This is a genomic window from Marichromatium purpuratum 984 (assembly GCF_000224005.2).
Lineage (GTDB): Bacteria > Pseudomonadota > Gammaproteobacteria > Chromatiales > Chromatiaceae > Marichromatium > Marichromatium purpuratum.
This window is the reverse complement of record NZ_CP007031.1, coordinates 694,761-715,931: the sequence shown is the minus strand read 5'-3', so window position 1 is coordinate 715,931 and position 21,171 is coordinate 694,761. Positions and strand designations below refer to the sequence as shown.

The 21,171-nt window shown below is 67.3% G+C and carries 19 protein-coding genes and 3 tRNA genes; 7 read left to right on the top strand and 15 right to left on the bottom strand.

The features are described from left to right. Positions 1-28: 28 nt before the first annotated feature. A complete protein-coding gene (locus tag MARPU_RS03255) occupies positions 29-655 on the top strand; it encodes a hypothetical protein (RefSeq protein ID WP_005224841.1) in 627 nt (208 codons plus the stop codon). A gap of 139 nt (positions 656-794) precedes the next feature. On the opposite strand, the gene MARPU_RS03250 is transcribed toward MARPU_RS03255, so the two are convergent. From MARPU_RS03250 to rplU, 6 genes are all read right to left on the bottom strand, one after another. Further along, a tRNA-Leu gene (locus MARPU_RS03250) sits at positions 795-879 on the bottom strand. Between the two features lie 54 nt (positions 880-933). Continuing rightward, a tRNA-Cys gene (locus tag MARPU_RS03245) sits at positions 934-1,007 on the bottom strand. Between the two features lie 85 nt (positions 1,008-1,092). Further along, on the bottom strand, positions 1,093-2,217 hold the full coding sequence (proB, locus tag MARPU_RS03240) for a glutamate 5-kinase (RefSeq protein WP_005224842.1): 1,125 nt from the start codon (positions 2,215-2,217) through the stop codon (positions 1,093-1,095). A 3-nt stretch (positions 2,218-2,220) separates the two neighbouring features. Beyond that, the gene (cgtA, locus tag MARPU_RS03235; protein WP_005224843.1) at positions 2,221-3,312 is read right to left on the bottom strand and encodes an Obg family GTPase CgtA; all 1,092 of its coding nucleotides are present in this window, start codon (positions 3,310-3,312) and stop codon (positions 2,221-2,223) included. 146 nt (positions 3,313-3,458) lie between these two features. Beyond that, positions 3,459-3,716: a 50S ribosomal protein L27 gene (rpmA, locus tag MARPU_RS03230; RefSeq protein ID WP_005224844.1), complete on the bottom strand. Its 258-nt coding sequence runs from the start codon at positions 3,714-3,716 to the stop codon at positions 3,459-3,461. A gap of 13 nt (positions 3,717-3,729) precedes the next feature. Continuing rightward, positions 3,730-4,041: a 50S ribosomal protein L21 gene (gene rplU, locus MARPU_RS03225; protein WP_005224845.1), complete on the bottom strand. Its 312-nt coding sequence runs from the start codon at positions 4,039-4,041 to the stop codon at positions 3,730-3,732. A gap of 414 nt (positions 4,042-4,455) precedes the next feature. On the opposite strand from rplU, the gene MARPU_RS03220 reads away from it, so the two are divergent. Further along, the gene (locus MARPU_RS03220; RefSeq protein WP_005224846.1) at positions 4,456-5,424 is read left to right on the top strand and encodes a polyprenyl synthetase family protein; all 969 of its coding nucleotides are present in this window, start codon (positions 4,456-4,458) and stop codon (positions 5,422-5,424) included. Positions 5,425-5,437: 13 nt separating this feature from the next. After that, positions 5,438-5,514: transfer RNA gene (locus MARPU_RS03215), tRNA-Pro, on the top strand. 143 nt (positions 5,515-5,657) lie between these two features. Here the strand turns inward: MARPU_RS03215 and MARPU_RS03210 are convergent. Both MARPU_RS03210 and pdxH read right to left on the bottom strand, forming a co-directional pair. Next, positions 5,658-6,965 carry an MFS transporter gene (locus tag MARPU_RS03210; RefSeq protein ID WP_005224847.1) on the bottom strand — a complete coding sequence of 436 codons (1,308 nt, stop codon included), beginning with the start codon at positions 6,963-6,965 and terminating at the stop codon, positions 5,658-5,660. Between the two features lie 492 nt (positions 6,966-7,457). After that, positions 7,458-8,099: a pyridoxamine 5'-phosphate oxidase gene (gene pdxH / locus MARPU_RS03205; RefSeq protein ID WP_005224848.1), complete on the bottom strand. Its 642-nt coding sequence runs from the start codon at positions 8,097-8,099 to the stop codon at positions 7,458-7,460. A gap of 290 nt (positions 8,100-8,389) precedes the next feature. Between pdxH and aceA the strand changes: the two genes are divergently transcribed. The 4 genes from aceA (at position 8,390) to MARPU_RS03185 (ending at position 13,102) form a co-directional block, all read left to right on the top strand. Next, positions 8,390-9,694, top strand: a complete 1,305-nt coding sequence (aceA, locus tag MARPU_RS03200; RefSeq protein WP_025275084.1) for an isocitrate lyase — start codon at positions 8,390-8,392, stop codon at positions 9,692-9,694. Positions 9,695-9,771: 77 nt separating this feature from the next. Continuing rightward, positions 9,772-10,257, top strand: a complete 486-nt coding sequence (gene rraA / locus MARPU_RS03195) for a ribonuclease E activity regulator RraA (protein ID WP_005224850.1) — start codon at positions 9,772-9,774, stop codon at positions 10,255-10,257. Between the two features lie 9 nt (positions 10,258-10,266). Further along, positions 10,267-12,027: a bifunctional isocitrate dehydrogenase kinase/phosphatase gene (gene aceK / locus MARPU_RS03190; RefSeq protein WP_005224851.1), complete on the top strand. Its 1,761-nt coding sequence runs from the start codon at positions 10,267-10,269 to the stop codon at positions 12,025-12,027. A 61-nt stretch (positions 12,028-12,088) separates the two neighbouring features. Then, positions 12,089-13,102, top strand: a complete 1,014-nt coding sequence (locus tag MARPU_RS03185) for a thioredoxin family protein (protein ID WP_005224852.1) — start codon at positions 12,089-12,091, stop codon at positions 13,100-13,102. A gap of 30 nt (positions 13,103-13,132) precedes the next feature. On the opposite strand, the gene serB is transcribed toward MARPU_RS03185, so the two are convergent. The 7 genes from serB to tldD form a co-directional block, all read right to left on the bottom strand. Beyond that, positions 13,133-14,362, bottom strand: coding sequence for a phosphoserine phosphatase SerB (gene serB / locus MARPU_RS03180; protein WP_005224853.1), 1,230 nt, complete (start codon positions 14,360-14,362; stop codon positions 13,133-13,135). 175 nt (positions 14,363-14,537) lie between these two features. Then, positions 14,538-15,767 (bottom strand): SAM-dependent methyltransferase, encoded by a 1,230-nt coding sequence (locus tag MARPU_RS03175; protein WP_005224854.1) that lies wholly within the window; start codon positions 15,765-15,767, stop codon positions 14,538-14,540. Then, a complete protein-coding gene (locus tag MARPU_RS03170; protein WP_005224855.1) occupies positions 15,767-16,534 on the bottom strand; it encodes a DUF1365 domain-containing protein in 768 nt (255 codons plus the stop codon). The genes MARPU_RS03175 and MARPU_RS03170 overlap by 1 nt, the downstream gene beginning before the upstream one ends. Further along, positions 16,531-17,865, bottom strand: coding sequence for an NAD(P)/FAD-dependent oxidoreductase (locus MARPU_RS03165; protein ID WP_005224856.1), 1,335 nt, complete (start codon positions 17,863-17,865; stop codon positions 16,531-16,533). The genes MARPU_RS03170 and MARPU_RS03165 overlap by 4 nt, the downstream gene beginning before the upstream one ends. Before the next feature lie 161 nt (positions 17,866-18,026). Further along, positions 18,027-18,299 (bottom strand): hypothetical protein, encoded by a 273-nt coding sequence (locus tag MARPU_RS03160; protein ID WP_005224857.1) that lies wholly within the window; start codon positions 18,297-18,299, stop codon positions 18,027-18,029. Then, positions 18,296-19,645 (bottom strand): metalloprotease PmbA, encoded by a 1,350-nt coding sequence (pmbA, locus tag MARPU_RS03155; RefSeq protein WP_005224858.1) that lies wholly within the window; start codon positions 19,643-19,645, stop codon positions 18,296-18,298. The genes MARPU_RS03160 and pmbA overlap by 4 nt, the downstream gene beginning before the upstream one ends. Before the next feature lie 71 nt (positions 19,646-19,716). Beyond that, the gene (gene tldD, locus MARPU_RS03150; protein WP_005224859.1) at positions 19,717-21,159 is read right to left on the bottom strand and encodes a metalloprotease TldD; all 1,443 of its coding nucleotides are present in this window, start codon (positions 21,157-21,159) and stop codon (positions 19,717-19,719) included. Positions 21,160-21,171: the final 12 nt, after the last annotated feature.

Genomic DNA, 21,171 nt, shown 5'->3' with positions numbered 1-21,171 from the left:
CAGTACCCGTACGCAAGGAGGGTCAGTCGTGTCAAAGTCAGCAGCCTCGTCCGAGGTCAAACCCAAGCAAACCCCCTTGATGGTCGCTATCCTGCCATCGGTCTTTATCTATGTTGCCGCAGTGATACTGGTGCTCTTCGCTCGCGACGATCTCGCCAGCACCACCCAGTACTGGGAGTTCTTCCTCCCGGTCGTTGCCTTCGTCTCGTTGCTCTCGGGCTGGTCCCAGGCCTACGCCCTCGACCGCTCGCGCTTTGTCTACATGATCAAGCAGATCCTGCACTGGGGCGCGTTCGGTAGCCTGCTGTGGGCACTCCAGGAGCATGGCGTCCGTGACGCCATCACCGCCGAGCAGTTCAACCTGACTCAGCTCTACGTCCTCGCCCTGGCGGCACTGGTGGCCGGACTCTATCTCGACACCCGGATGTTCCTCTTCGGGCTGTTCATCGGCTGTTGCGCCTACGTGCTCGCCGATCCGGCCAATATCGCCGTCCTCAACCCGCTGGGCGAGGCGCTCAAGATCGCCAACCCTCAAGAGAAGCCGCAGACGATGATCATCGCCGTCGCCGCACTGGCATTCGTTGCCAGCTTCCTTGTACAACTCAGCACGCGTGGCGCCATCATGGCCAAGCGCGCCCGCAAGGCACGGAGCTGAGCCAACCCGAGCCGTCCCCTGCAGCACGCGACGGGACGGCTCGGCAAAAACGCGCGCGCAGACGAACGAACAAGATCGCAGTACGAGGAGGAAGAGGAAGAGGAAGAGGAAGAGGAAGAGGAAGAGGAACGAGAAGAGATGGTGCCCGGGGCGGGACTCGAACCCGCATGACCGAGGTCGAGGGATTTTAAGTCCCCTGCGTCTACCAATTTCGCCACCCGGGCGGGTGCGGGGCTGTTGCCCGAGTTCGGTCTCGACGGGGACTGAGAAACGCGATATGGAGGCTGAGCCCGGAATCGAACCGAGGTACACGGCTTTGCAGGCCGCTGCATAACCACTCTGCCACTCAGCCAGAGAACGCGCAGTATAAAGGCTTGTCGGGGTCTTGTCACCCCTCATTTTCATGTCCGGCCCGCGTGCCGCCGAACAACCGGCCTTCAGAGCAACACCAGGTTGTCGCGATGGATCAGCTCGTCGTCGTCGACATAGCCGAGAATCTCGGCGAAACGATGCGATGAGCGACCCTGGATCCGGCGCGTCGCCTCGGCGTCGTAGTTGACCAGACCGCGCGCGACCTCCCTGCCCTGCTCATCGACACAGGCGACCACCTCGCCGCGCTCGAAGGCGCCGTGGACCGCCCGCACCCCGACGGCCAGCAGACTGGTACCCTGCTCGCGCAGCGCCCGCACCGCACCGGCATCGAGCACCAGCCGACCACGCACCTGCAGTTGACCGGCGATCCACTGCTTGCGCGCCGCCTGCGGCCCCTGGAAGGGGATCAGCAGGGTGCCGATCGACTCACCCGCACCGATCCGCGCCAGCACCCGCTCGCCACGGCCCGGGGCGATCACCGTCGGAGTACCGGAACGCGCAGCCAGACGGGCCGCGCGGACCTTGGTGACCATGCCGCCGGTGCCCAGACCGGAGCCGCTGCCGCCGGCGACCTGATCGAGCATGGGATCGTCGACCCAGGTCTCGGTGATCAGCCGTGCCTCGGGATTGTTGCGCGGATCCTGGTCGAAGATGCCGTCCTGGTCGGTGAGCAGCACCAGCAGATCGGCCTCGATCAGGTTGGCGACCAGCGCGGCGAGGGTGTCGTTGTCACCGAAACGCAGTTCGTCGTTGGCAACGGTGTCGTTCTCGTTGATCACCGGCACCACGCCGTGACGGATCAGGGCGCGCAGAGTGCTGCGGGCATTGAGATAGCGCACCCGGTTGGAGAGGTCGTCACGGGTGAGTAGCACCTGAGCGGTGTGCCGGCCATGATCGCGAAAACAGTCCTCGTAGGCGCGCACCAGCCCCATCTGGCCGATCGCGGCGGCCGCCTGCAACTCGTGCAGCGCGCCAGGGCGCTCACGCCACCCCATCCGCGCCATGCCCTCGGCCACAGCCCCCGAGGAGACCAGCACGACCTCGGCGCCGGCACCATGACGGGCGGCCATCTGCGCCACCCAGGGCTCGAGCAGGTCGCGCCCGACCCCGCGACCGTCACGGGTCAGCAGGGTGCTGCCGATCTTGATCACCCAGCGTCGGGTCCCGGGCAGTTCCTCGCGCGAGATCATGGCTCAGCCCAGCGGATGCCAGTCGTCTTCGGCGGCATCGTCCTCGCTGGTCCCGTCCTCGGTCTCGACGACGGTCTCGACCGCGCGCAACCGCTCCAGGTAGTTCATCAGGTCCTGCATCAGCAGCTCGGTCCCCTTGCCGCTGAGCGCGCAGATGGCATAGACCGGCCCCTGCCAGTCGAGCCGTTCGAGGAGGGCGTCGCGACGGGCAGCGAAGGTCTCCTCGTCGAGCAGGTCGACCTTGTTGAGCACCAGCCAGCGCTCCTTGTCGATCAGCTCGCGCCCGAAGGCGCGCATCTCGGCCTCGACCTTGCGGATCTCGTCGTAGGGATCGGTGTGATCGCCGAGCGGCGCGACATCGACCAGGTGCAACAGCAACCGGGTGCGCGACAGATGCTTGAGGAAGCGGGTGCCGAGGCCGGCGCCCTCGGCCGCGCCCTCGATCAGCCCGGGGATGTCGGCGATGACGAAGCTGCGCTCGCGCCCGAGACGCACCACCCCGAGGTTCGGGTGCAGGGTGGTGAAGGGATAGTCGGCGACGCGTGGACGCGCGCTCGAGACCTGGCGCACCAATGACGACTTGCCGGCGTTGGGGAAACCGACCAGACCGACGTCGGCGAGCAGCATCAGTTCGAGATGGAGATCGCGCCGCTCGCCCGGGGTGCCCGGAGTGGACTGGCGCGGGGTGCGGTTGGTGCTGGACTTGAAGCGGGCGTTGCCGATGCCGTGGAAGCCGCCCTGAGCGACCAGCAGGCGCTCGCCCGAGGCCAGCAGCTCGCCGATCAGCTCGCCGGTGTCGCGTTCGATCACCCGGGTACCGACCGGGACCCGGACCACCAGATCCTGACCACTGCGCCCGGTCATGTCGCGCCCCATGCCGTTCTGGCCGCGCTCGGCGCGCTGGATGCGTTGGTCGCGCAGATCGACCAGGGTATTGAGGTTGTTGTCGGCGAGCAGATAGACACTGCCGCCGTCCCCGCCGTCGCCGCCATTGGGGCCGCCCTTGGGGATGTATTTCTCGCGGCGGAAGCTGACGCAGCCGCTGCCGCCATCACCGGCTTCGACCCGGATGTATGCCTCGTCGACGAATTTCATGCGATCGATCCGTTGTGCGATTGCCGATGCAGGGGTCGCGGGCGCACACCCTGACGGTGCGGCAGAAACGAAAAAGCCTCGTCACCCGGACGAGGCTGCGCGGTCTCCACGGAAGGGGCGGGGCCAGAGCTGGACCCGCTCGCGGATCAGGCGCCTTCCACGGTGACGAACTTACGCTTCTGCGGACCCTTGGTGACGAACTTCACGACACCGTCGGTCAGGGCGTAGAGGGTGTGGTCGCGCCCGCAGCCGACGTTCACACCGTCGTGGAACTGGGTGCCACGCTGACGCACGATGATGGCGCCGGCGCTGACACGCTGACCACCGAAGACCTTGACGCCAAGGCGCTTGGACTCTGAATCGCGGCCGTTGCGCGAACTACCGCCTGCTTTTTTATGTGCCATCGGTAATCTCTCCTCAGCCGGCGTTGATGCCAGTGATCTTGAGCGACGTGAACCACTGGCGGTGGCCCTGACGCTTCATGTGGTGCTTGCGACGACGGAACTTGATGATCGAGACCTTGTCGCCACGACCGTGCGACTCGACCACGGCGCTCACCTTGCCGCCCTCGACGAAGGGCTTGCCGACCTTGACGGTCTCGCCGTCGGCGACCATCAGCACTTCGAAATCGACGTTGGAACCTTCCTCGGCGGCGAGCTTCTCGACCTTGAGTGTGTCGCCTTCCGAAACCCGGTATTGTTTTCCACCGGTTTGAATGACCGCGTACATGATCAGCAGATCCCCAGAATAATTCGGAAACAGCCGACGCAGCTCGCAGCTCCGCGCCGGAACAAAGAAGCGGAATCCTACCGCGAAGCCATGACGTGCGTCAACGTCGACGCTTCTCCGAATGTGACAACACACTCCCGCGAGCCGGTCGAGACTTGACGCGCCAGGACGCAGTTGGCAGATTGGACGAAGAAACGGCTGACTCCTGATCCCTGGAGCGGGAGGCGGTCGCCCGAGGCCCGGCAACATCAGGCGGCGTCCTCAGGGCCGCAGGAGCCGAGACAGCCCGGACCTGCCAGCACACCCGTTTCCGTTGCCGTGGGAGGACGCACGCACTGCGATCCGCGACCTCCTTGACAGCTCGGTGCCTCGCACCTAGCATCCGCCGTCACTATCGATAGACCCCGCATACGAATGGACCTCTCCACGATTCGACACCCCGTCGCCGACGACTCGAAGGCGGTGGACGCCCTGATCCTGCGTCGGCTCGAGTCCGATGTCGTACTGATCAATCAGATCGGTCACTACATCGTCAACAGCGGCGGCAAGCGGCTGCGTCCGCTCTCCGTGTTGCTCGCGGCGCGCGCCTGCGGCTACGGCGGCGAGCACCACATCGACCTGGCCGCGATCGTGGAGTTCATCCATACCTCGACCCTGCTCCACGACGATGTCATTGACAACTCCGAGATGCGTCGCAACCGCGAGACGGCCAACGCCGTCTGGGGCAACGAGGCGAGCGTACTGGTCGGCGACTTCCTCTACTCGCGCGCCTTCGAGATGATGGTCGACGTCGGCAGCATGCGGGTGATGGAAGTCCTCGCCCACGCCACCAATCGCATCGCCGCGGGCGAGGTGCTGCAGCTGCTCAACGCGCGCGACGCCGATACCGACGAGGCGCGCTACATGGAGGTCATCGAGCGCAAGACCGCGACCCTGTTCGCCGCCGGCACGCGCCTTGGCGCGATCCTCGCCGAGACCTCACCCGAGATCGAGGCCGCGCTCGACAGCTATGGTCTCAACCTCGGCATCGCCTTCCAGCTGATCGACGACGCGCTCGACTACAGCACCAACAACGAGAGCCTCGACAAGAACGTCGGCGACGACCTCGACGAAGGCAAGCCCACCCTGCCGCTGATCCGCGCCATGGCCGTCGGCACCGCCGAGCAGCGCGCGATGCTGCGCGACTGTATCGAGCACGGCGGTCGCGAGCGAATCGACGCCGTGATCGAGGCGATTGCATCCACCGACGCAATCGCCTATACTGGTGATCTTGCTAAACGGCACGCTGCGAAAGCTCGTAAGGCTCTCGACGTCCTCGACCCGAGTCCCGCGCGTGACGCTATGGCAACGCTGGCAGACTTCGCGGTCAGCCGGTCGTATTAAGAATTCCCGATATCGGGGTGTAGCTCAGCTTGGTAGAGCGCTGTCTTCGGGAGGCAGAAGTCGCTGGTTCGAATCCAGTCACCCCGACCAATCTCCGCTAGACAAGAAAACCGGCCGCGCGCCGGTTTTTTTGTGCCTGCAACCTCTCCACCCCTGCCCCACCAGCACCAACATCCGGCCGGGCACGGCTGATCGGCCGGAGCGCACGGCGGCGCCCCGGCCGACCCGCTCCATCAGCGCCCGACCGCACCCACCTGGGGGTGACGCCAGCGCACATAGAGACTGGCGAACAGCAGCAGCAGATTGATCGCGCCGACCACCGCGAAGGGCGCGCGCGGATCGACCTGGTCGAAAAGATAGCCGCCGACCAGGGTGATCAGCAGGATGCCGATCGCGCCGGTGACGTTGAAGGCGCCGAGCACCGAGCCGCGTTGCGCCGTCGGTGCCTCCTGACCGATCAGCGACTGTCCGGCGAGAAAGACACTGATCTGACCGATCCCGAGCAGGATGAAGAAGAGGATACCGATCCGCGCCAACGGGTCGTCGAGCAGCAGCGGCGCCAGGTTGCCGAGTGCGGCCAGCCCCATGCACACGGCCATCGCCGAGACCCGATCGATGCGATCGAGCAGCGGGCCGAGCAGCGGCGCCCAAACCAACGCCGAGAGCTGGGTGATGATGAAGATCACCGTCCCGGCGAGCACCGCCTCCGGCGTCTCCATCCCCGCCGCCTTGCCGGCCAGCGTCCCCCACAGGATGATGAAGGTCGCGTTGACCGACTGATCGCCCCGCGCGATGAAGGCCGAGGCATAGGCGAGCAGGATGCGCGGGTTGCGCGCCTGGGCGAAACCGCTGGCGAACAGGGTACGCAGGTTCGGGCGCTCGTCATGACGCACCGGCACCCCGGGCTTCAATCCCCAGAAAACCAAGGCAGCGACCGCCACCGACAGCCCGGCGATGATGAAATGGGTCAGGCGACCGGCCTCGACACCGTCGAACCCGGCATTGGTGAAGACCTTGGGCAGCGCCCCCAACCCCTGACCGACGATCACCACGCCGAGCCCGCTGAGCACCCCGACCAGCGCCACCAGCTTGCCGCGCGAGCGCTCGGCGGGATAGTCGGCGAGCACCGTCGACAGCGCTCCGGCGACCGCCACCACGCCGAGGGCGTAGATCACCCGAAAGCCGTAGAGCATCTCCACAGAGGTGGCGAGGGGATAGAGCACATAGGTCAGCGCCAGCAGCAGAAAGCCGACACCATAGACGGTACGCCGCCCGAGGCGGTCCATCAGCACCCCGGCGGGCAGGAACAGCAACAGGGTGACGATCTCGGTGAGGAACACCAGGTTACCGCTGATGCGGCCCTGACTCGACTCGGGGATACCGAGATGCTCGTTGAGGATATAGGTCTGGCCAATGGAGACGAAGACCATGAGCCCGATCGAGAAGAAGGCCACGACCATGAAGGTCCAACCGTGGCGCAGGCTAATCTCGGGGGCAAGATGAATCGGGCCGATACGATGGGTCTTGGCGTGTTCGGACATGGATACTGGGTCTCGGGCCGGCGCCGGCCACTCGGTCGGGTTGCAAGAACGAACCGGCATTATTCAGCTTTCAGCCGCCAGCCGCCAGCCGCCAGCCGCCAGCCGCCAGCCGCCAGCCGCCAGCCGCCAGCCGCCAGCAGATTGAACCGCAAAGGCGCGAAGGGCGCAAAGCAAGCGAACGGTCTGCAGATTCGTAGACCGGGCAGCAGCCTCCCCGACTGGAGGCTGGAAGCTGATCGCTGGAAGCTGGTTCGAGCCGCAAGGACGCAAAGGCGGCGAAGCAAGGGGGGAGAGCGTCCAGCCGCCAGCGATCAGCGACCAGCCGCCAGTGGGGAAGGAGCGGCTGCATGACTGGCGGCTGGCGGCTGGCGATAACCAAAAGCCGCCCCTAACTTTGCGCACTTCGCGTCTTTGTGGTTCAAACCAGCAGCCGTCAGCGGAAAACTGCCACTGGCGGCTGAAAGCTGATGGCTGGCGGCTGAGCCCCCGCCCCTAGGGCGCCAGCCGCTCGATGTCCCAGCCCGAGGCCGCACGGCGGTAGAGGAAGCGGTCGTGCAGGCGGCAGTCACGGCCCTGCCAGAACTCGATGCTGTCGGGGACAACGCGGTAGCCGCCCCAGAACTCGGGCAGCGGGATCTTGCCGTCGCGGAAGCGCTGGCGCATCTCCTCGACTTTGGCCTCGAGCATCGCCCGCGAGCGGATCACCTGGCTCTGCGGCGAGGCCCAGGCACCGATCTGGCTACCGCGCGCCCGCGAGGTGAAATAGCGGAAGGACTCGGCCGCCGAGATCCGTTCGGCACGCCCCGAGATCCCCACCTGACGCGCCAGCGCCACCCAGGGAAACAGCAGATAAACCCTTGGGTTGGCCTCGATCTGGTGCGACTTGCGACTGGCGTAGTTGGTGAAGAAGACGAACCCACGCTCATCGTAGAGCTTCATCAGCACGGTGCGCGAGGAGGGCTGTCCCTCGGCATCGACGGTGGAGACGGTCATTGCGTTGGGCTCGGGGATACCGCTGCCGACCGCCACCTGGTACCACTGCTCGAACTGGGAGAAAGGATCGGCGGCGAGCGACTCGCGCGCCAGCCCCTGCGCCATGCCCTGCGCGCGGATCTCTTCGGGGTTCGCCGTCATGCCACCACCCCGGCGACTTGGAGGCGGAGCGGGGCGCGTCCGGTCGGACGCGAGGGGAAAATCAGAGGATGTCTTCTCATTGATAATTATCAAAACTAATGGACAGGATTAGGATAATTGACTCGCCAAATGCTCGGAACCCGGGGTAGTTTCATCCCTCCAAGACCTACCAAGACGGTCAATCATCCGCCGATTCGCTTCCACGGGCTATCGTGAACGGATACCACGGAGCCTGGAAGGTGGCATAGATCGCACGAACCGACACGATCAAGAAGGAGTACCCCATGCCGATGACCCGCCAAGACCAGATCAAGGCCCTGGAACAGGACTGGGCTGAGAACCCCCGCTGGACCGATGTCAACCGCGCCTACTCGGCGGCCGATGTCGTCAGGCTGCGCGGCTCGGTGCAACCCGAGTACACCTATGCCCGACGCGGCGCCGAACGACTCTGGGGGCTGATCCACGGCGACGCCAAGAAGGGTTACGTCAACTGCATGGGCGCGATCACCGCCGGTCAGGCGATGCAGCAGGCCAAGGCTGGGATCGAGGCGATCTATCTCTCCGGCTGGCAGGTCGCCGCCGACGGTAACACCTCCGAGACCATGTACCCCGACCAGTCGCTTTACGCTTACGACTCGGTCCCCACCATGGTGCGTCGCATCAACAACGCCTTCAAGCGTGCCGACGAGATCCAGTGGGCCAAGGAGATCGAACCCGGCGATCCGGCCCACGTCGACTACTTCCTGCCGATCGTGGCCGATGCCGAGGCCGGCTTCGGCGGCGTGCTCAACGCCTTCGAGCTGATGAAGAACATGATCGCCGCCGGCGCCTCCGGGGTGCACTTCGAGGACCAGCTCGCCGCAGTGAAGAAGTGCGGCCACATGGGCGGCAAGGTGCTGGTGCCGACCAGCGAGGCGGTGCAGAAGCTCGTCGCCGCGCGACTCGCCGCCGACGTCATGGGCGTGCCCACGCTGCTGCTGGCGCGTACCGATGCCGAGGCGGCCAACCTGCTCACCAGCGACGTCGACGACAACGATCGTCCCTTCGTCACCGGCGAACGCACCAACGAGGGCTTCTACCGGGTCAACAACGGTCTTGAGCAGGCCATCAGTCGCGGCCTGGCCTACGCCCCCTATGCCGATCTGGTGTGGTGCGAGACCGGAACCCCGGACCTCGGCTTCGCCCGCGAGTTCGCCCAGGCGGTGCTGGAGAAGAACCCCAACAAGCTGCTCGCCTACAACTGCTCACCCTCGTTCAACTGGAAGAAGAACCTCGACGACGCCACCATCGCCAAGTTCCAGGACGAGCTGGCGGCGATGGGCTACAAGTACCAGTTCATCACCCTGGCGGGCATCCACAACATGTGGTTCAACATGTTCGACCTCGCCTACGACTATGCCCGTGGCGAGGGCATGCGCCACTATGTCGAGAAGGTGCAGGAGCCGGAGTTCGCCGCCCGCGACAAGGGCTACACCTTCGTCTCGCACCAGCAGGAGGTCGGCGCCGGTTACTTCGACGACGTCACCACCACCATCCAGGGCGGTGTCTCCTCGGTCACCGCGCTGACCGGCTCGACCGAGGAAGAGCAGTTCTGACAACACCCCCAGCGCCGGGGCGATCACGCCCCGGCGCTCGCCCCGCATCGTTCCAGCCGTACCAGGAGACCCCGCGCATGGACTTCAAGACCGCCGACCTCTACGACCGCGAGGGCGACGCCCTGCAGGTCTGCGACCCGGTGTTCCAGGACTTCGGCGGCCACTCGCGCTTCAGTGGCGAGGCGGTCACCGTCAAGTGCTTCGAGGACAACTCGCTGGTCAAGTCGACCCTGGCCGAACCCGGCGAGGGTCGGGTGCTGGTGGTCGATGCCGGCGGCTCGCTGCGCTGCGCCATGCTCGGCGACCTGATCGCCGCGCGTGCCGTCGAGCAGGGCTGGGCCGGGGTGGTGATCCACGGCTGCGTGCGCGACCGGGTCGAGCTGGCAGCCATGGCGATCGGCATCAAGGCGCTGGCCAGCACCCCGCGCAAGAGCCATCGTCGCGGCGAGGGCCAGCGCGACATCCCGATCCACATCGCCGGGGCGCGCGTCAACCCGGGCGATCACATCTATTGCGACGAGGACGGCGTGGTGATCGCCGAGCGGTCGCTCACCGACGGCTGAGGACGCATCATGGCCTGGACCGAGGCGAAGCTGATCGCCGAGGCCATCCTCGATGGTTTCGAGCGTCATTACCGACTGTTCCGCGCCTGTACCGGCGAGGCCCGGGCGCGCTTCGAGCGCGCCGACTGGCCGGCCGTCCAGGCCGCCGCCCGCGCACGCATCAGCTACTACGACACCCGGATCGGCGAGACCGTGGCGCTGCTGCGCCGCGAGTTCCATCTGCGTGACCCGAGCGACGCGTTGTGGCAGCGGGTCAAGGTCGAGTATCTACGGCTGCTGCCGCTGCACCGCCAGCCCGAGCTGGCCGAGACCTTCTACAACTCGGTGTTCTGTCGCCTGTTCGACCGGCGCTACTACGACAACCGCTATATCTTCGTCTGGCCGATGATCTCGACCGAGCACCTCGAGGCCGAGGTGCCGATCTACCGCCCCTACTACCCCACCCGCGACGGCTTCGCCCGGGTGCTCGCCCGCATCCTCACTGAGGCCGGCTTCGAGCGACCCTTCCGCGCCCCACGCCACGACCTGCGCTGTCTGCTGCGCGCGCTGCGCGAGCGCCTGCCCACAGCACAGACCCGGCAGCAGAACTTCCAGCTCGCGGTGCTGCGCAGCCCCTTCTTCCGCAACAAGGCCGCCTATCTCATCGGCAAGGCGATCAACGGCGCCGACCAGATCCCCTTCGCCATCCCCATCCTCAACGACGAGCAGCGCGGGCTCTATGTCGACACCCTACTGGTCGGCGAGGACGAGCTGTCGGACATCTTCAGCTTCTCGCGCGCCTATTTCATGGTCGACACCGAGGTACCGGCGGCGGTCGTCGAGTTCCTCCGCCCGCTGCTGCCGCGCAAGGGCAAGGCCGAACTCTACACCGCGATCGGGCTGCAGAAGTTCGGCAAGGCCGAGTTCTACCGCGACTTCCTCAAGCACCTGCGTCACTCCGCCGACGAGTTCGTCATCGCCCCGGGGATCCGCGGCATGGTGATGTGCGTCTTCACCCTGCCCTCCTTCCCCTTCGTGTTCAAGGTGATCAAGGACCGCTTCCCGCCGCAGAAGGAGATGAGCCGCGAGGCGGTGAAGGAGAAATACCAGCTGGTCAAACTCCACGACCGCGTCGGGCGCATGGCCGACTCCTGGGAGTACTCGCACGTTGCCTTCCCCGCCGCGCGCTTCTCCCCGGCGCTGCGCGCGCTGCTCGAGGAGGAGTGCGCCGGCAGCCTCGAGCACGACGGCGAGCACCTGATCATCAAGCACCTCTATATCGAGCGGCGCATGGCCCCGCTCAACCTCTATCTGCAAGAGGCCGACGCCGAGGACGCGCGCCACGCAGTGGCCGAGTACGGCGACGCCATCCGCCAGCTCGCCGCCGCCGACATTTTCCCCGGCGACTTCCTGTTCAAGAACTTCGGCGTCACCCGGCGTGGGCGGGTGGTGTTCTACGACTACGACGAACTCTGCTATCTCACCGAGTGCAACTTCCGCGAGATCCCCGAGGCGCCCTACCCGGAGCTGGAACTGGCCGACGAACCCTGGTACAGCATCGCCCCGGCCGACGTCTTCCCCGAGGAGTTCGAGACCTTCCTGCTCACCGACCCGCGCATCCGCACACTGTTCCGTGAACTCCACGGCGAGCTGCTCGACCCGGGCTGGTGGCGCGAGCGCCAGAGCCACATCCGCCGCGGCCGACTCGAGGACGTCTTCCCCTACCCCGAGGCGCGTCGCTTCCCCGCTCCGGCAGCCCCGCGCGGCGTCGGGGCGCAGGCCATCGGCTAGACTGCGGACAGGCCGCGCCATCCCCGGCGCGCCCCAGACCGGTCCGCCCGGGGAGGCCATCATGCCCATCCGCCCGCGCCTCGTCCTGCTCGCGCTCGCGCTGCTGCTGACATCCGCCGGCGATGTCCTCAGCGCCCCACCAGAGCACCCACCCTGGTTCAAGCAGTCCTTCCTCGATCTCGCCGAGGATGTCGCCGAAGCCACCGCCGCAGACCGCCGGCTGATGCTCTACTTCTACCAGGACGGCTGCCCCTACTGCGCCCTGCTGCTGCGGGTGAACCTCGCCGACCCCGAGATCGCGCGACTGGCGCAGGAGCGCTTCGAGGTCATCGCGCTCAACATCTGGGGTGATCGCGAGGTGGTCGGACTCGACGGCCAGACCACCACCGAAAAGGGGCTGGCCGCTGCCCTCGGCGTCCAGTTCACCCCGACACTGCTGCTGCTCGACGAGGCCGGCGCGGTGGTGCTGCGCATCAACGGCTACCAGCCACCGGCGCGTCTCGCCGCCGCGCTGACCTATGCCGCCGAACGACGCGAGCAGTTCGGCGAGCGCTTCGCCGACTTCCACGCCAGGCGCGGTGGCCCGCCGGCGAGCGGAGAGCTGCACCACGAGGCCGGTTTTCTCGAACCGCCACTACGCCTCGCCGACAACCGCGACCGCTCGCCACGTCCCTTGGTGGTGCTGTTCGAGCAGCGCACCTGTCGCGGCTGCGACCGACTCCACGACGATCTGCTGCGCCGCCCACCCCTGGCCCATGCGCTCAGCGCCTTCGACGTGGCACTCGTCGACATCGACGCCGAGACCCCACTGCAGACCCCGGACGGCGCCGCGCGCGCCGCGAGCGACTGGGCCGACGCGCTCGGCATCCTCTACACCCCGACGCTGGTGTTCTTCGACGCCGCCGGGCGTGAGGTCTTCCGCGCCGAGGGCGAGCTGCGCGCCTTCCACCTGCACGGCGCGCTCGACTATGTCGCCACCGGCGCCTATCGCTGGCAGCCGAGCTTCCAGCGCTATCTGGCGGCGCGGCGCGAACGCGTCGAGGCCTTGGGGGTCGAGATCGAGCTGATGGAGTGAACGCCGGGGTCAATCCCGGCGCGGTGCGGATCAGATGCGATCGAGCGCGGCGAGGTCGCGATCACGCATCCCCAGCAGATAGAGGATACCGTCGAGTCCGACGGTGGCGATCGAGTGACGCGCCTGCTGGGTGACGATCGGCTTGGCGTGGAAGGCGATGCCGAGTCCGGCGATCGAGAGCATCGGCAGGTCGTTGGCGCCGTCGCCGACAGCGATCACCTGTTCGAGACGGATGCCCTCGCGCGCGGCCAGTTCGCGCAGCAGCTCGGCCTTGCGCGCGCCATCGACGATCTCGCCGGCGACCTCACCGGTGAGCCGGCCGTCACGGAACTCGAGCTGGTTGGCATAGACGTAGTCGACACCGAAACGTCGCTGCAGATGCTCGGCGAAATAGGTGAAGCCGCCGGAGAGGATGGCGATCTTGTAGCCGAGTCGCTTGAGCGTGGCGATCAGCCGATCGGCGCCCTCGGTGATCGGCAGCCGCTCGGCGATCCCCACCAGCACCGACTCGTCGAGTCCCTCGAGCAGCGCCATGCGCCGCCGGAAGCTCTCCTGGAAATCCAGCTCGCCGCGCATCGCCGCCTCGGTGATCGCCGCCACCTCGTCGCCGACCCCGGCGGCGGCGGCCAGCTCGTCGATCACCTCGGTCTGGATCAGGGTCGAGTCCATGTCGAAGCAGACCAGCCGCCGGGTGCGGCGGAAGACGGTGTCCTCCTGGACCGCGACGTCGACATCCATCACCTGGCTGAGCCCGAGCAGCGCGCCGTGCAGCGCGGTGAGATCATCGACCGCGCCGCGCACCGAGAACTCCACCGAGGCGAGCGCGTGCGGCGCCGGCGCGGTGCGCCGCGAGATGCGACCGCTGAGCCGGTTGATGCGATCGACGTTGAGTCCGCGCTCGGCGATCAGCGCCGAGACCCGGGCGATGTGCTCGGCACCGATCTCGCGCCCGAGCAGGGTGAGGATGTGACGCGGCTGCCCCTGCTCGCGCACCCAGCGCTCGTAGTTGTCGCCGTCGATCGGGGTGAAGCGGATGTCGAGCCCCATGCCGTGGGCGATGAACAGCAGGTCGCGGAAGACGCCGCTGTCGCGATCGGCCGCCGGCAGTTCGACCAGCATGCCCAGCGCCAGGGCGTCGTGGATGGTCGACTGGCCGATGTCGAGCACCGGGATATGGTAGCGGGCCAGGGTCTCGGTGAGTGCGGCGATGATGCCGGGACGGTCTTCACCGGCCACGTTGATCAGTACGATTTGGCTCATGAAGGTCTGTATCGGGTCGCGAGGATTCGGATCGATGCGGGCGCGTCCGTCCTGGACACCCGGCCGGGGCCGCGCCGCATCCGCCGGAGACGTCCCTGCAACGGCGGCACGGGTCGGGATGTCCGGCCCGTGGCTGATGGATGACGCTACTTTAACGCAGATCGCCGCGCCCGAGTCAGGCGCGCCGCGGCACCTCGAGCAGGGTCTGCACCAGATCGACGCAGCCGGCGCGGAAACCGGCCTCACAATAGGCCAGATAGTAGTCCCACATGCGCCGGAAGGCGGCATCGTAGCCGAGTGCCGCGACCTCGGCGTCGACGGCGTGGAAGCGCGTGCGCCAGCGGCGCAGGGTCTCGGCATAGTCATCACCGCACCAGCGGCTCTCGCGCACCCGCAACCCGGCGCGCGCGGCCTCCTCGCTCATCCGGCGGGGCGAAGGCAGCATGCCACCGGGGAAGATGTAGAGCTGCACGAAGTCCGGGGTGCGGCGATAGATCGGGAAGTCGTCCTCGTTGATGGTGATCACCTGCAGCGCGATCCGCCCGCCCGGGCGCACCAGTCGCCGCAGGGTGTCGTAATAGGTCGACCAGTAGGCCTCACCGACGGCCTCCATCATCTCGATCGAGATGGCGTGATCGAAGCTGCCGTGCAGCTCGCGATAATCGGCGAGATGGAACTCGACCAGGTCGGCGAACCCCGATGCCGCCAGTCGAGTGCGGGCATAGTCGAGCTGGGCGCGCGACAGGGTGATGCTGGTCACCCGCAGCCCACGCCGTGCCGCGGCCTCGGCCAGCCCGCCCCAACCACTGCCGATCTCGAGCAGGTGCTCGCCGGGACGCGCATCGATGGCGTCGAGCAGGCGCTCGTACTTGCGCGCCTGTGCCTGCTCCAACGACTCATCCCCCGCCTCCGGCGCGAACAGCGCCGAGGAGTAGGTCATGCCGCGATCGAGCCAGAAACGATAGAAGTCGTTACCGAGATCATAGTGACGGGCGATGTTGCGCCGACTGTTGCGACGATGGTTGCGCCGGCGCAGATGGGTGAGACGATTGAGCCAGCGCCCCCAGCGCATCCCCTGGGGACCACCGCCGAGATGCTCGAGGTTGTCGTAGAGTACCCCGAGCAGCGCGGTGAGATCGGGCGAGGACCAGTGCCCGGCGATATAGGACTCGGCGAAACCGATCTCGCCGCGCGTGACCAGTCGGGTGACGAAACGCCAGGGATGATGAATCGCCAGTTCACCGGCGCCGCCACAGAAACGCCCGCGATAGAGCCGGGCGCCGTCGGCGCCCATGCGCACCAGCACCTGACCGAACAGCAGATCGCGGAAGAAACGCTCGAACAGGCGCCAGGCGCCCCTGGTATCGGCCGGCTGCGGCCCGGACAACGGCTCTTCGACGGACATCAGGACACCTCTTCGCGGGGCGGCTCGGGCTTGGCGTGATAACGCCCGCCACGGAGCCAGATCTTCAGCGCCTGCCAATGGATCATCAGCATCACCTTCAGCGTCATCAGCGGATAACTCAGTGCGGCACGCAACAGACCGGCATCATCACAAGGCAGCAGCCGGGCGCTGTGAACGGCCGCCAACATCAACCGTTCCTCCTGGAACTCGCGGATGACGACGCTGTGCTGCTGCCCGTCACGCGCGAACCTGAACTGATAGTCGGCGGCCATGCCGATGAAGGGCGAGACATGAAAATCCTTGGCATGACGCGCACGGATCGGCCAGCGCAGCGGCGCTCCGTCCTCGTGGAGCAGATAGCTGTGACTCTCGCCGAAGGTGTTATGGACCTCACAGAGCACCGCCAGCGGGCGATCCTCGGCGTCGAAGCAGGTCCAGATGCTCAGTGGGTTGAAGCCATAGCCGAGCAGACGGGGAAAGCACTGCAACTCGACCCGCGCCACCGCGACCTCAAGCCCCTGCTCGCGCAGCCGCGCCAGCAGCCAGGGCTTGAGCGGCGAGCCATCGCGCGGGCCATGATCGCGATCGTGGAAGGCGAGCAGGTTGAAGCGATTGTGCGAGAACCAGCGTGATCCGGCGGCCAACTCATCGAGACGATCGAGATCGAGCAGCAGACTGAACACCCGATAGACGAAACGATAACGCACCGGGAACAACCGCCGGTGCATCACCTCGCCGAACAGCAGTCCCGCCGCCGGCCTGGTCATGACACGACCGGCGGCAGTTCGCCGCCGCGCACACCGCAACCGGCCGGCGCGGTGCGCGCAGGCGCCCAGGGCGGGGGCGCGCCGAGCGCCTCGGCCACCTCCAGCGCCGCGCGCAGCCCGTCCTCGTGGAAGCCGTAACCGAGATAGGCGCCACTGAACCACAGCCGATCGCGCCCCTGGATCTCGCCGATACGCTGTTGCGCCTCCATCGCCCGGGCATCGAACAGCGGGTGATCGTAGTCGAGTTCGGCGATCACGTGCTGCCGGGCCGGCGCCCGGTGCGGGTTGAGGCTGACGAAGATGTCGCGCTCGGGCGGCAGCGCCTGCAGGCTGTTCATCCAATAGGTGATGGTCACCGGAAGGTCGGCCGGATCGCCACGATGACGCAGATAGTTCCACGACGACCACACCCGGCGGCGGCGTGGCATCAGCGTCCGGTCGGTGTGCAGGTAGACCTTGTTAGCCTGATAGCGGAAGCTGCCGAGCAGCTCGCGCTCGCGCGCGCTCGGCGACTCGATCAGCGACAGCGCCTGATCGGCGTGACAGCCGAACACCACCGCATCGAAGCCGAGCCGCTCGCCATCGGCGGTCTCGACCTCGACCCCACCCTCGACCCGCCGCACCCGGCGCGCCGGGGTCGAGGTGCGCACCTCGCCGCGCATCCGTTCGAGGATACGGGCGACATAGGCGCGACTGCCGTCGCCGACCGTCTCCCACTCGGGCCGGTCGATCAGATCAAGCAGTCCATGATTGGCGAAGAAGCGAGCGAAGGCGAGGAAGGGGAAGTCGAGCATGTCGGCGGTCGGACAGGACCAGATCGCCGCGGCCATCGGCAGCAGATAGTCCTCGGCGAAGCGCCGGGAATAACGCCCGCGGTCGAGAAAATCACCGAGGGTCAGGGTGGTGCCGGGGTTGGAATTGATGAAGGCCTTGGCCGCGCCGTTGAAGCGCAGGATCTCGCCGAGCATCCACCAGAATCCCGGACGCACCAGATTGGCGCGCTGGCCGAACAGGGTATTGAGGCCGGAGCCTGCATACTCGATCGCGCCATCGTCGAGGCTGGCGGCAAAGGACATGCTGGTGGGATAGCTCTCGACCCCGAGCTGCGCGAACATCGCGCACAGCAGCGGATAGTTGCGACGGTTGAACACCATGAAGCCGGTGTCGACCGGAAAGCGCCCGGAGACCCCCTCGACCTCCAGGGTATGGGTGTGGCCGCCGACATAGTCGTTGCGCTCGAGCAGGGTCACCCGATAGCGCGCGTCGAGCATCCAGGCGGCACCGAGCCCACCGATCCCGCCGCCGATCACTCCGATGGTTTCCACTGGCATCGTCTGACCCCGAATCGCTTCGGCTCCCTCCGTCCGTGACACGTACGCCAATACGCCCCTCACGGGAACATCGAGCCCCATCGCGAGAGATCAAGTCATCGACACACGCAGGTTTCCCGCCATCCTGCCGTGGTTGCAACGTCGGCACGACGAACGGCACCTCAACCGCGTACCACGGCCTCGATGCGCGCGCGCAACTGGCGCCATTCCGGGGTGGCGACGCCGCCCGTCGCCAGCGTCTCCATCAAACCATAGGCGATCGACCGATGCGCCGGCTCCAGGTCGAGGAGCTTGTCGAGCCGGAACAGACAACCCGAGCGCGGCTGCTCGAGGGTGCACACCAAGGCATAGAGGGTGAGCGCCGAGGCCGAGCCCGGCGCCGCGGCGATCGCCGCCAGCGCCTGCTCCAGCGGTTGCGCCCCGGCCGCGGTCATTCGCCGGCGACCGTCATCCGCTCGATCAGCCAGGAGCCGGTGCGGGTACTGCCGGGGAAGTCGCAGTCGTCGCCGACGGCCACCAGGTTGGCGAACATCTCGCGCAGGTTGCCGGCGATGGTCACCTCCTCGACCGGATACTGGATCTCGCCGTTCTCCACCCAGAACCCGGCGGCACCGCGCGAATAATCGCCGGTGACCATGTTGACGCCGTGCCCCATCAGCTCGGTGACCATCAGCCCGGTGCCCATCTCGCGCAACAGCGCGGCGCGATCGAGCGGCCCCGAGTCGATGATGAGGTTGCGCACCCCGCCGGCGTTCGCGGTGGTCGGCATCCCCAAGCGGCAGCCCGAATAGGTATCGAGCACATAGGTCTGCAGCACCCCGTCGCGTACCAGATCCTTGGCCCGGGTCGCCACGCCGTCGCCGTCGAAGGGCGCGCTGGCCAGCCCGCGCGGCAACAAGGGCTGCTCGTGGACACGCACGAACTCGGGGAAGATGCGCTCCTCGAGACTGTCGAGCAGGAAGCTCGCGCGCCGATAGAGACTGCCGCCACTGATCGCCCCGATCAGCCCGCGCAACAGTCCGGTGGCGACCTCGGCGCGAAACAGCACCGGCACCTTGCGCGTCCCCAGACGACGCCCGTTGAGCCGGGCCACGGCACGTGCGGCGGCGCGCGCGCCGATGCGCGCGGCGGCATCGAGGTCCTCGGGCGCGCGCGCCGAACTCCACCAGTAGTCGCGCTGCATCGACTCGCCCTCCTGGGCGATCACCGAGCAGTTGAGCCCGTGCCGGGTGGTCGGATAGCCGCCGATGAAGCCGTGACTGTTGCCATAGACACGCAACCCGAAATGGGTCGACAGGCTCGCCCCCTCGGAGTTGACGATGCGCGGGTCGTGACCGCGCGCGGCCTCCTCGCACTCGACGGCGAGGGCCACGGCGGCATCGACCCCGATCGGCCAGGGGTGACAGAGATCGAGGTCCGGCAGCTCGCGCGCCATCAACTCGGGCGCGGCAAGATGGGCGCAGCTGTCCTCCTGGGTGTACTCGGCGATGGCGCAGGCGGCACGCACCGCGTCGCGCACCGCCGCCGGCGACAGGTCGGTGGTGCTGGCCGAGCCACGGCGCTGACCGAAATAGACGGTGATGCCGAGCCCGTTGTCGCGGATGTGCTCGACCGTCTCGACCTCGCCCAGCCGCACCGCGACCTCGAGTCCGGTGCTGCTGCCGATCGAGGCCTCGGCCGCGCTCGCACCCCGGCGCTCGGCCTCGCGCAGCATCTCCTCGACGCTCTCCTGCAGCCGCGCCAGACGCTCGGCGGTATCCTCTGTGGCACTGATGGACATGCGGTTTCCTTCAGACTGGATTGAATTCGACACGCGTCGCGACCCAGGATCGAGCCCGGGTCGCGACGGGCTCAAGCGCTGGTGCCGCCGACGGTGAGCGCATCGATGCGCAGGGTCGGCTGCCCGACCCCGACCGGCACGCTCTGCCCGTCCTTGCCACAGGTCCCGACCCCCTCGTCGAGCTTGAGGTCGTTGCCGATCATGCTCACCCGGGTCATCACCTCGGGACCGTTGCCGATCAGGGTCGCGCCCTTGACCGGCCGACCGATCCGACCGTTCTCGATCAGATAGGCCTCGCTGGCGCTGAACACGAATTTGCCCGAGGTGATGTCGACCTGGCCGCCGCCGAAGTTGGCAGCATAGAGCCCCTTGTCGACCGAGGCGATGATCTCGGCCGGATCACGATCCCCGGCGAGCATATAGGTGTTGGTCATGCGTGGCATCGGCAGATGGGCGTAGGACTCGCGCCGGCCGTTGCCGGTTGGCGCCACGCCCATCAACCGGGCGTTGAGCTTGTCCTGCATGTAGCCGCGCAGGATGCCGTCCTCGATCAGCACCGTGTCCTGGGTCGGAGTGCCCTCGTCGTCGATCGCCAGCGAGCCGCGCCGTCCCGGCAGGGTGCCGTTGTCGACCACCGTCACCCCGGGCGCGGCCACCCGCTCGCCGAGCCGCCCGGCGAAGGCCGAGGTGCCCTTGCGGTTGAAGTCGCCCTCGAGCCCGTGACCGACGGCCTCGTGCAGCAACACCCCGGGCCAGCCGGGACCGAGCACCACCGGCATGGTACCGGCCGGTGCCTCCTCGGCCTCGAGGCTGGTGAGGGCGAGACGCACCGCCTCGCGGGCGAAGCCGAGCGCCCGCTCCTCGGCGAGGAAGAAGCCGAGATCGGTGCGCGCGCCACCGCCGCTCGAGCCCTGCTCGCGCTGCCCGTCGGCCTCGACGATCACGCTCACGTTCATCCGCACCAGCGGGCGCACGTCGGCGGCCAGCGAGCCGTCATCGGCGAGCACCAGCACCACGTCGTGCACCGCCACCAGACTGGCAATCACCTCGCGCACGCGCGGGTCGGCCGCGCGCGCCTCGGCGTCAACTTGGCGCAGCAAGGCGATCTTGTCGGCATCGGCGAGGGTATCGATGGGATTGATCGGCGGGTAGAGCGTGCGCGCCGCCACCCCGGTGCCGACCGCCACGCTGCGGCTCTGGCCACCCCGGGCGATGGCCCGCGCCGCCTCGGCCGCCTGCGCCAGGGCGGGGAACTGCAACTCGTCGGAATAGGCGAAACCGGTCTTCTCGCCACAGATCACCCGCAGCCCGGCGCCCTGCTCGATATTGAAGTTGCCGTCCTTGATGATGCCGTCCTCGAGCACCCAGGATTGCAGGCGACTGGACTGGAAATAGATGTCGGCGGCATCGACCGAGGCGCCGGCGAGCAGCCCGAGCAGACGGTCGAGATCGCCGTCGCAGAGACCGACCGGCGCGAGGATGCTGTCGCGCGCGAGCGCTAGTGAATCGTTCATCGGATCTAGAGG

Coding starts and splice junctions, on each gene's coding strand:
- tldD (WP_005224859.1), bottom strand. CDS start 21,159: ATGAACGATTCACTAGCGCTCGCGCGCGACAGCATCCTCGCGCCGGTC.
- pdxH (WP_005224848.1), bottom strand. CDS start 8,099: ATGACGGCGAACCCCGAAGAGATCCGCGCGCAGGGCATGGCGCAGGGG.
- aceA (WP_025275084.1), top strand. CDS start 8,390: ATGACCCGCCAAGACCAGATCAAGGCCCTGGAACAGGACTGGGCTGAG.
- rraA (WP_005224850.1), top strand. CDS start 9,772: ATGGACTTCAAGACCGCCGACCTCTACGACCGCGAGGGCGACGCCCTG.
- cgtA (WP_005224843.1), bottom strand. CDS start 3,312: ATGAAATTCGTCGACGAGGCATACATCCGGGTCGAAGCCGGTGATGGC.
- MARPU_RS03160 (WP_005224857.1), bottom strand. CDS start 18,299: ATGACCGCGGCCGGGGCGCAACCGCTGGAGCAGGCGCTGGCGGCGATC.
- MARPU_RS03220 (WP_005224846.1), top strand. CDS start 4,456: ATGGACCTCTCCACGATTCGACACCCCGTCGCCGACGACTCGAAGGCG.
- MARPU_RS03185 (WP_005224852.1), top strand. CDS start 12,089: ATGCCCATCCGCCCGCGCCTCGTCCTGCTCGCGCTCGCGCTGCTGCTG.
- proB (WP_005224842.1), bottom strand. CDS start 2,217: ATGATCTCGCGCGAGGAACTGCCCGGGACCCGACGCTGGGTGATCAAG.
- MARPU_RS03170 (WP_005224855.1), bottom strand. CDS start 16,534: ATGACCAGGCCGGCGGCGGGACTGCTGTTCGGCGAGGTGATGCACCGG.
- MARPU_RS03210 (WP_005224847.1), bottom strand. CDS start 6,965: ATGTCCGAACACGCCAAGACCCATCGTATCGGCCCGATTCATCTTGCC.
- MARPU_RS03165 (WP_005224856.1), bottom strand. CDS start 17,865: ATGCCAGTGGAAACCATCGGAGTGATCGGCGGCGGGATCGGTGGGCTC.
- MARPU_RS03175 (WP_005224854.1), bottom strand. CDS start 15,767: ATGTCCGTCGAAGAGCCGTTGTCCGGGCCGCAGCCGGCCGATACCAGG.
- serB (WP_005224853.1), bottom strand. CDS start 14,362: ATGAGCCAAATCGTACTGATCAACGTGGCCGGTGAAGACCGTCCCGGC.
- rpmA (WP_005224844.1), bottom strand. CDS start 3,716: ATGGCACATAAAAAAGCAGGCGGTAGTTCGCGCAACGGCCGCGATTCA.
- aceK (WP_005224851.1), top strand. CDS start 10,267: ATGGCCTGGACCGAGGCGAAGCTGATCGCCGAGGCCATCCTCGATGGT.
- pmbA (WP_005224858.1), bottom strand. CDS start 19,645: ATGTCCATCAGTGCCACAGAGGATACCGCCGAGCGTCTGGCGCGGCTG.
- rplU (WP_005224845.1), bottom strand. CDS start 4,041: ATGTACGCGGTCATTCAAACCGGTGGAAAACAATACCGGGTTTCGGAA.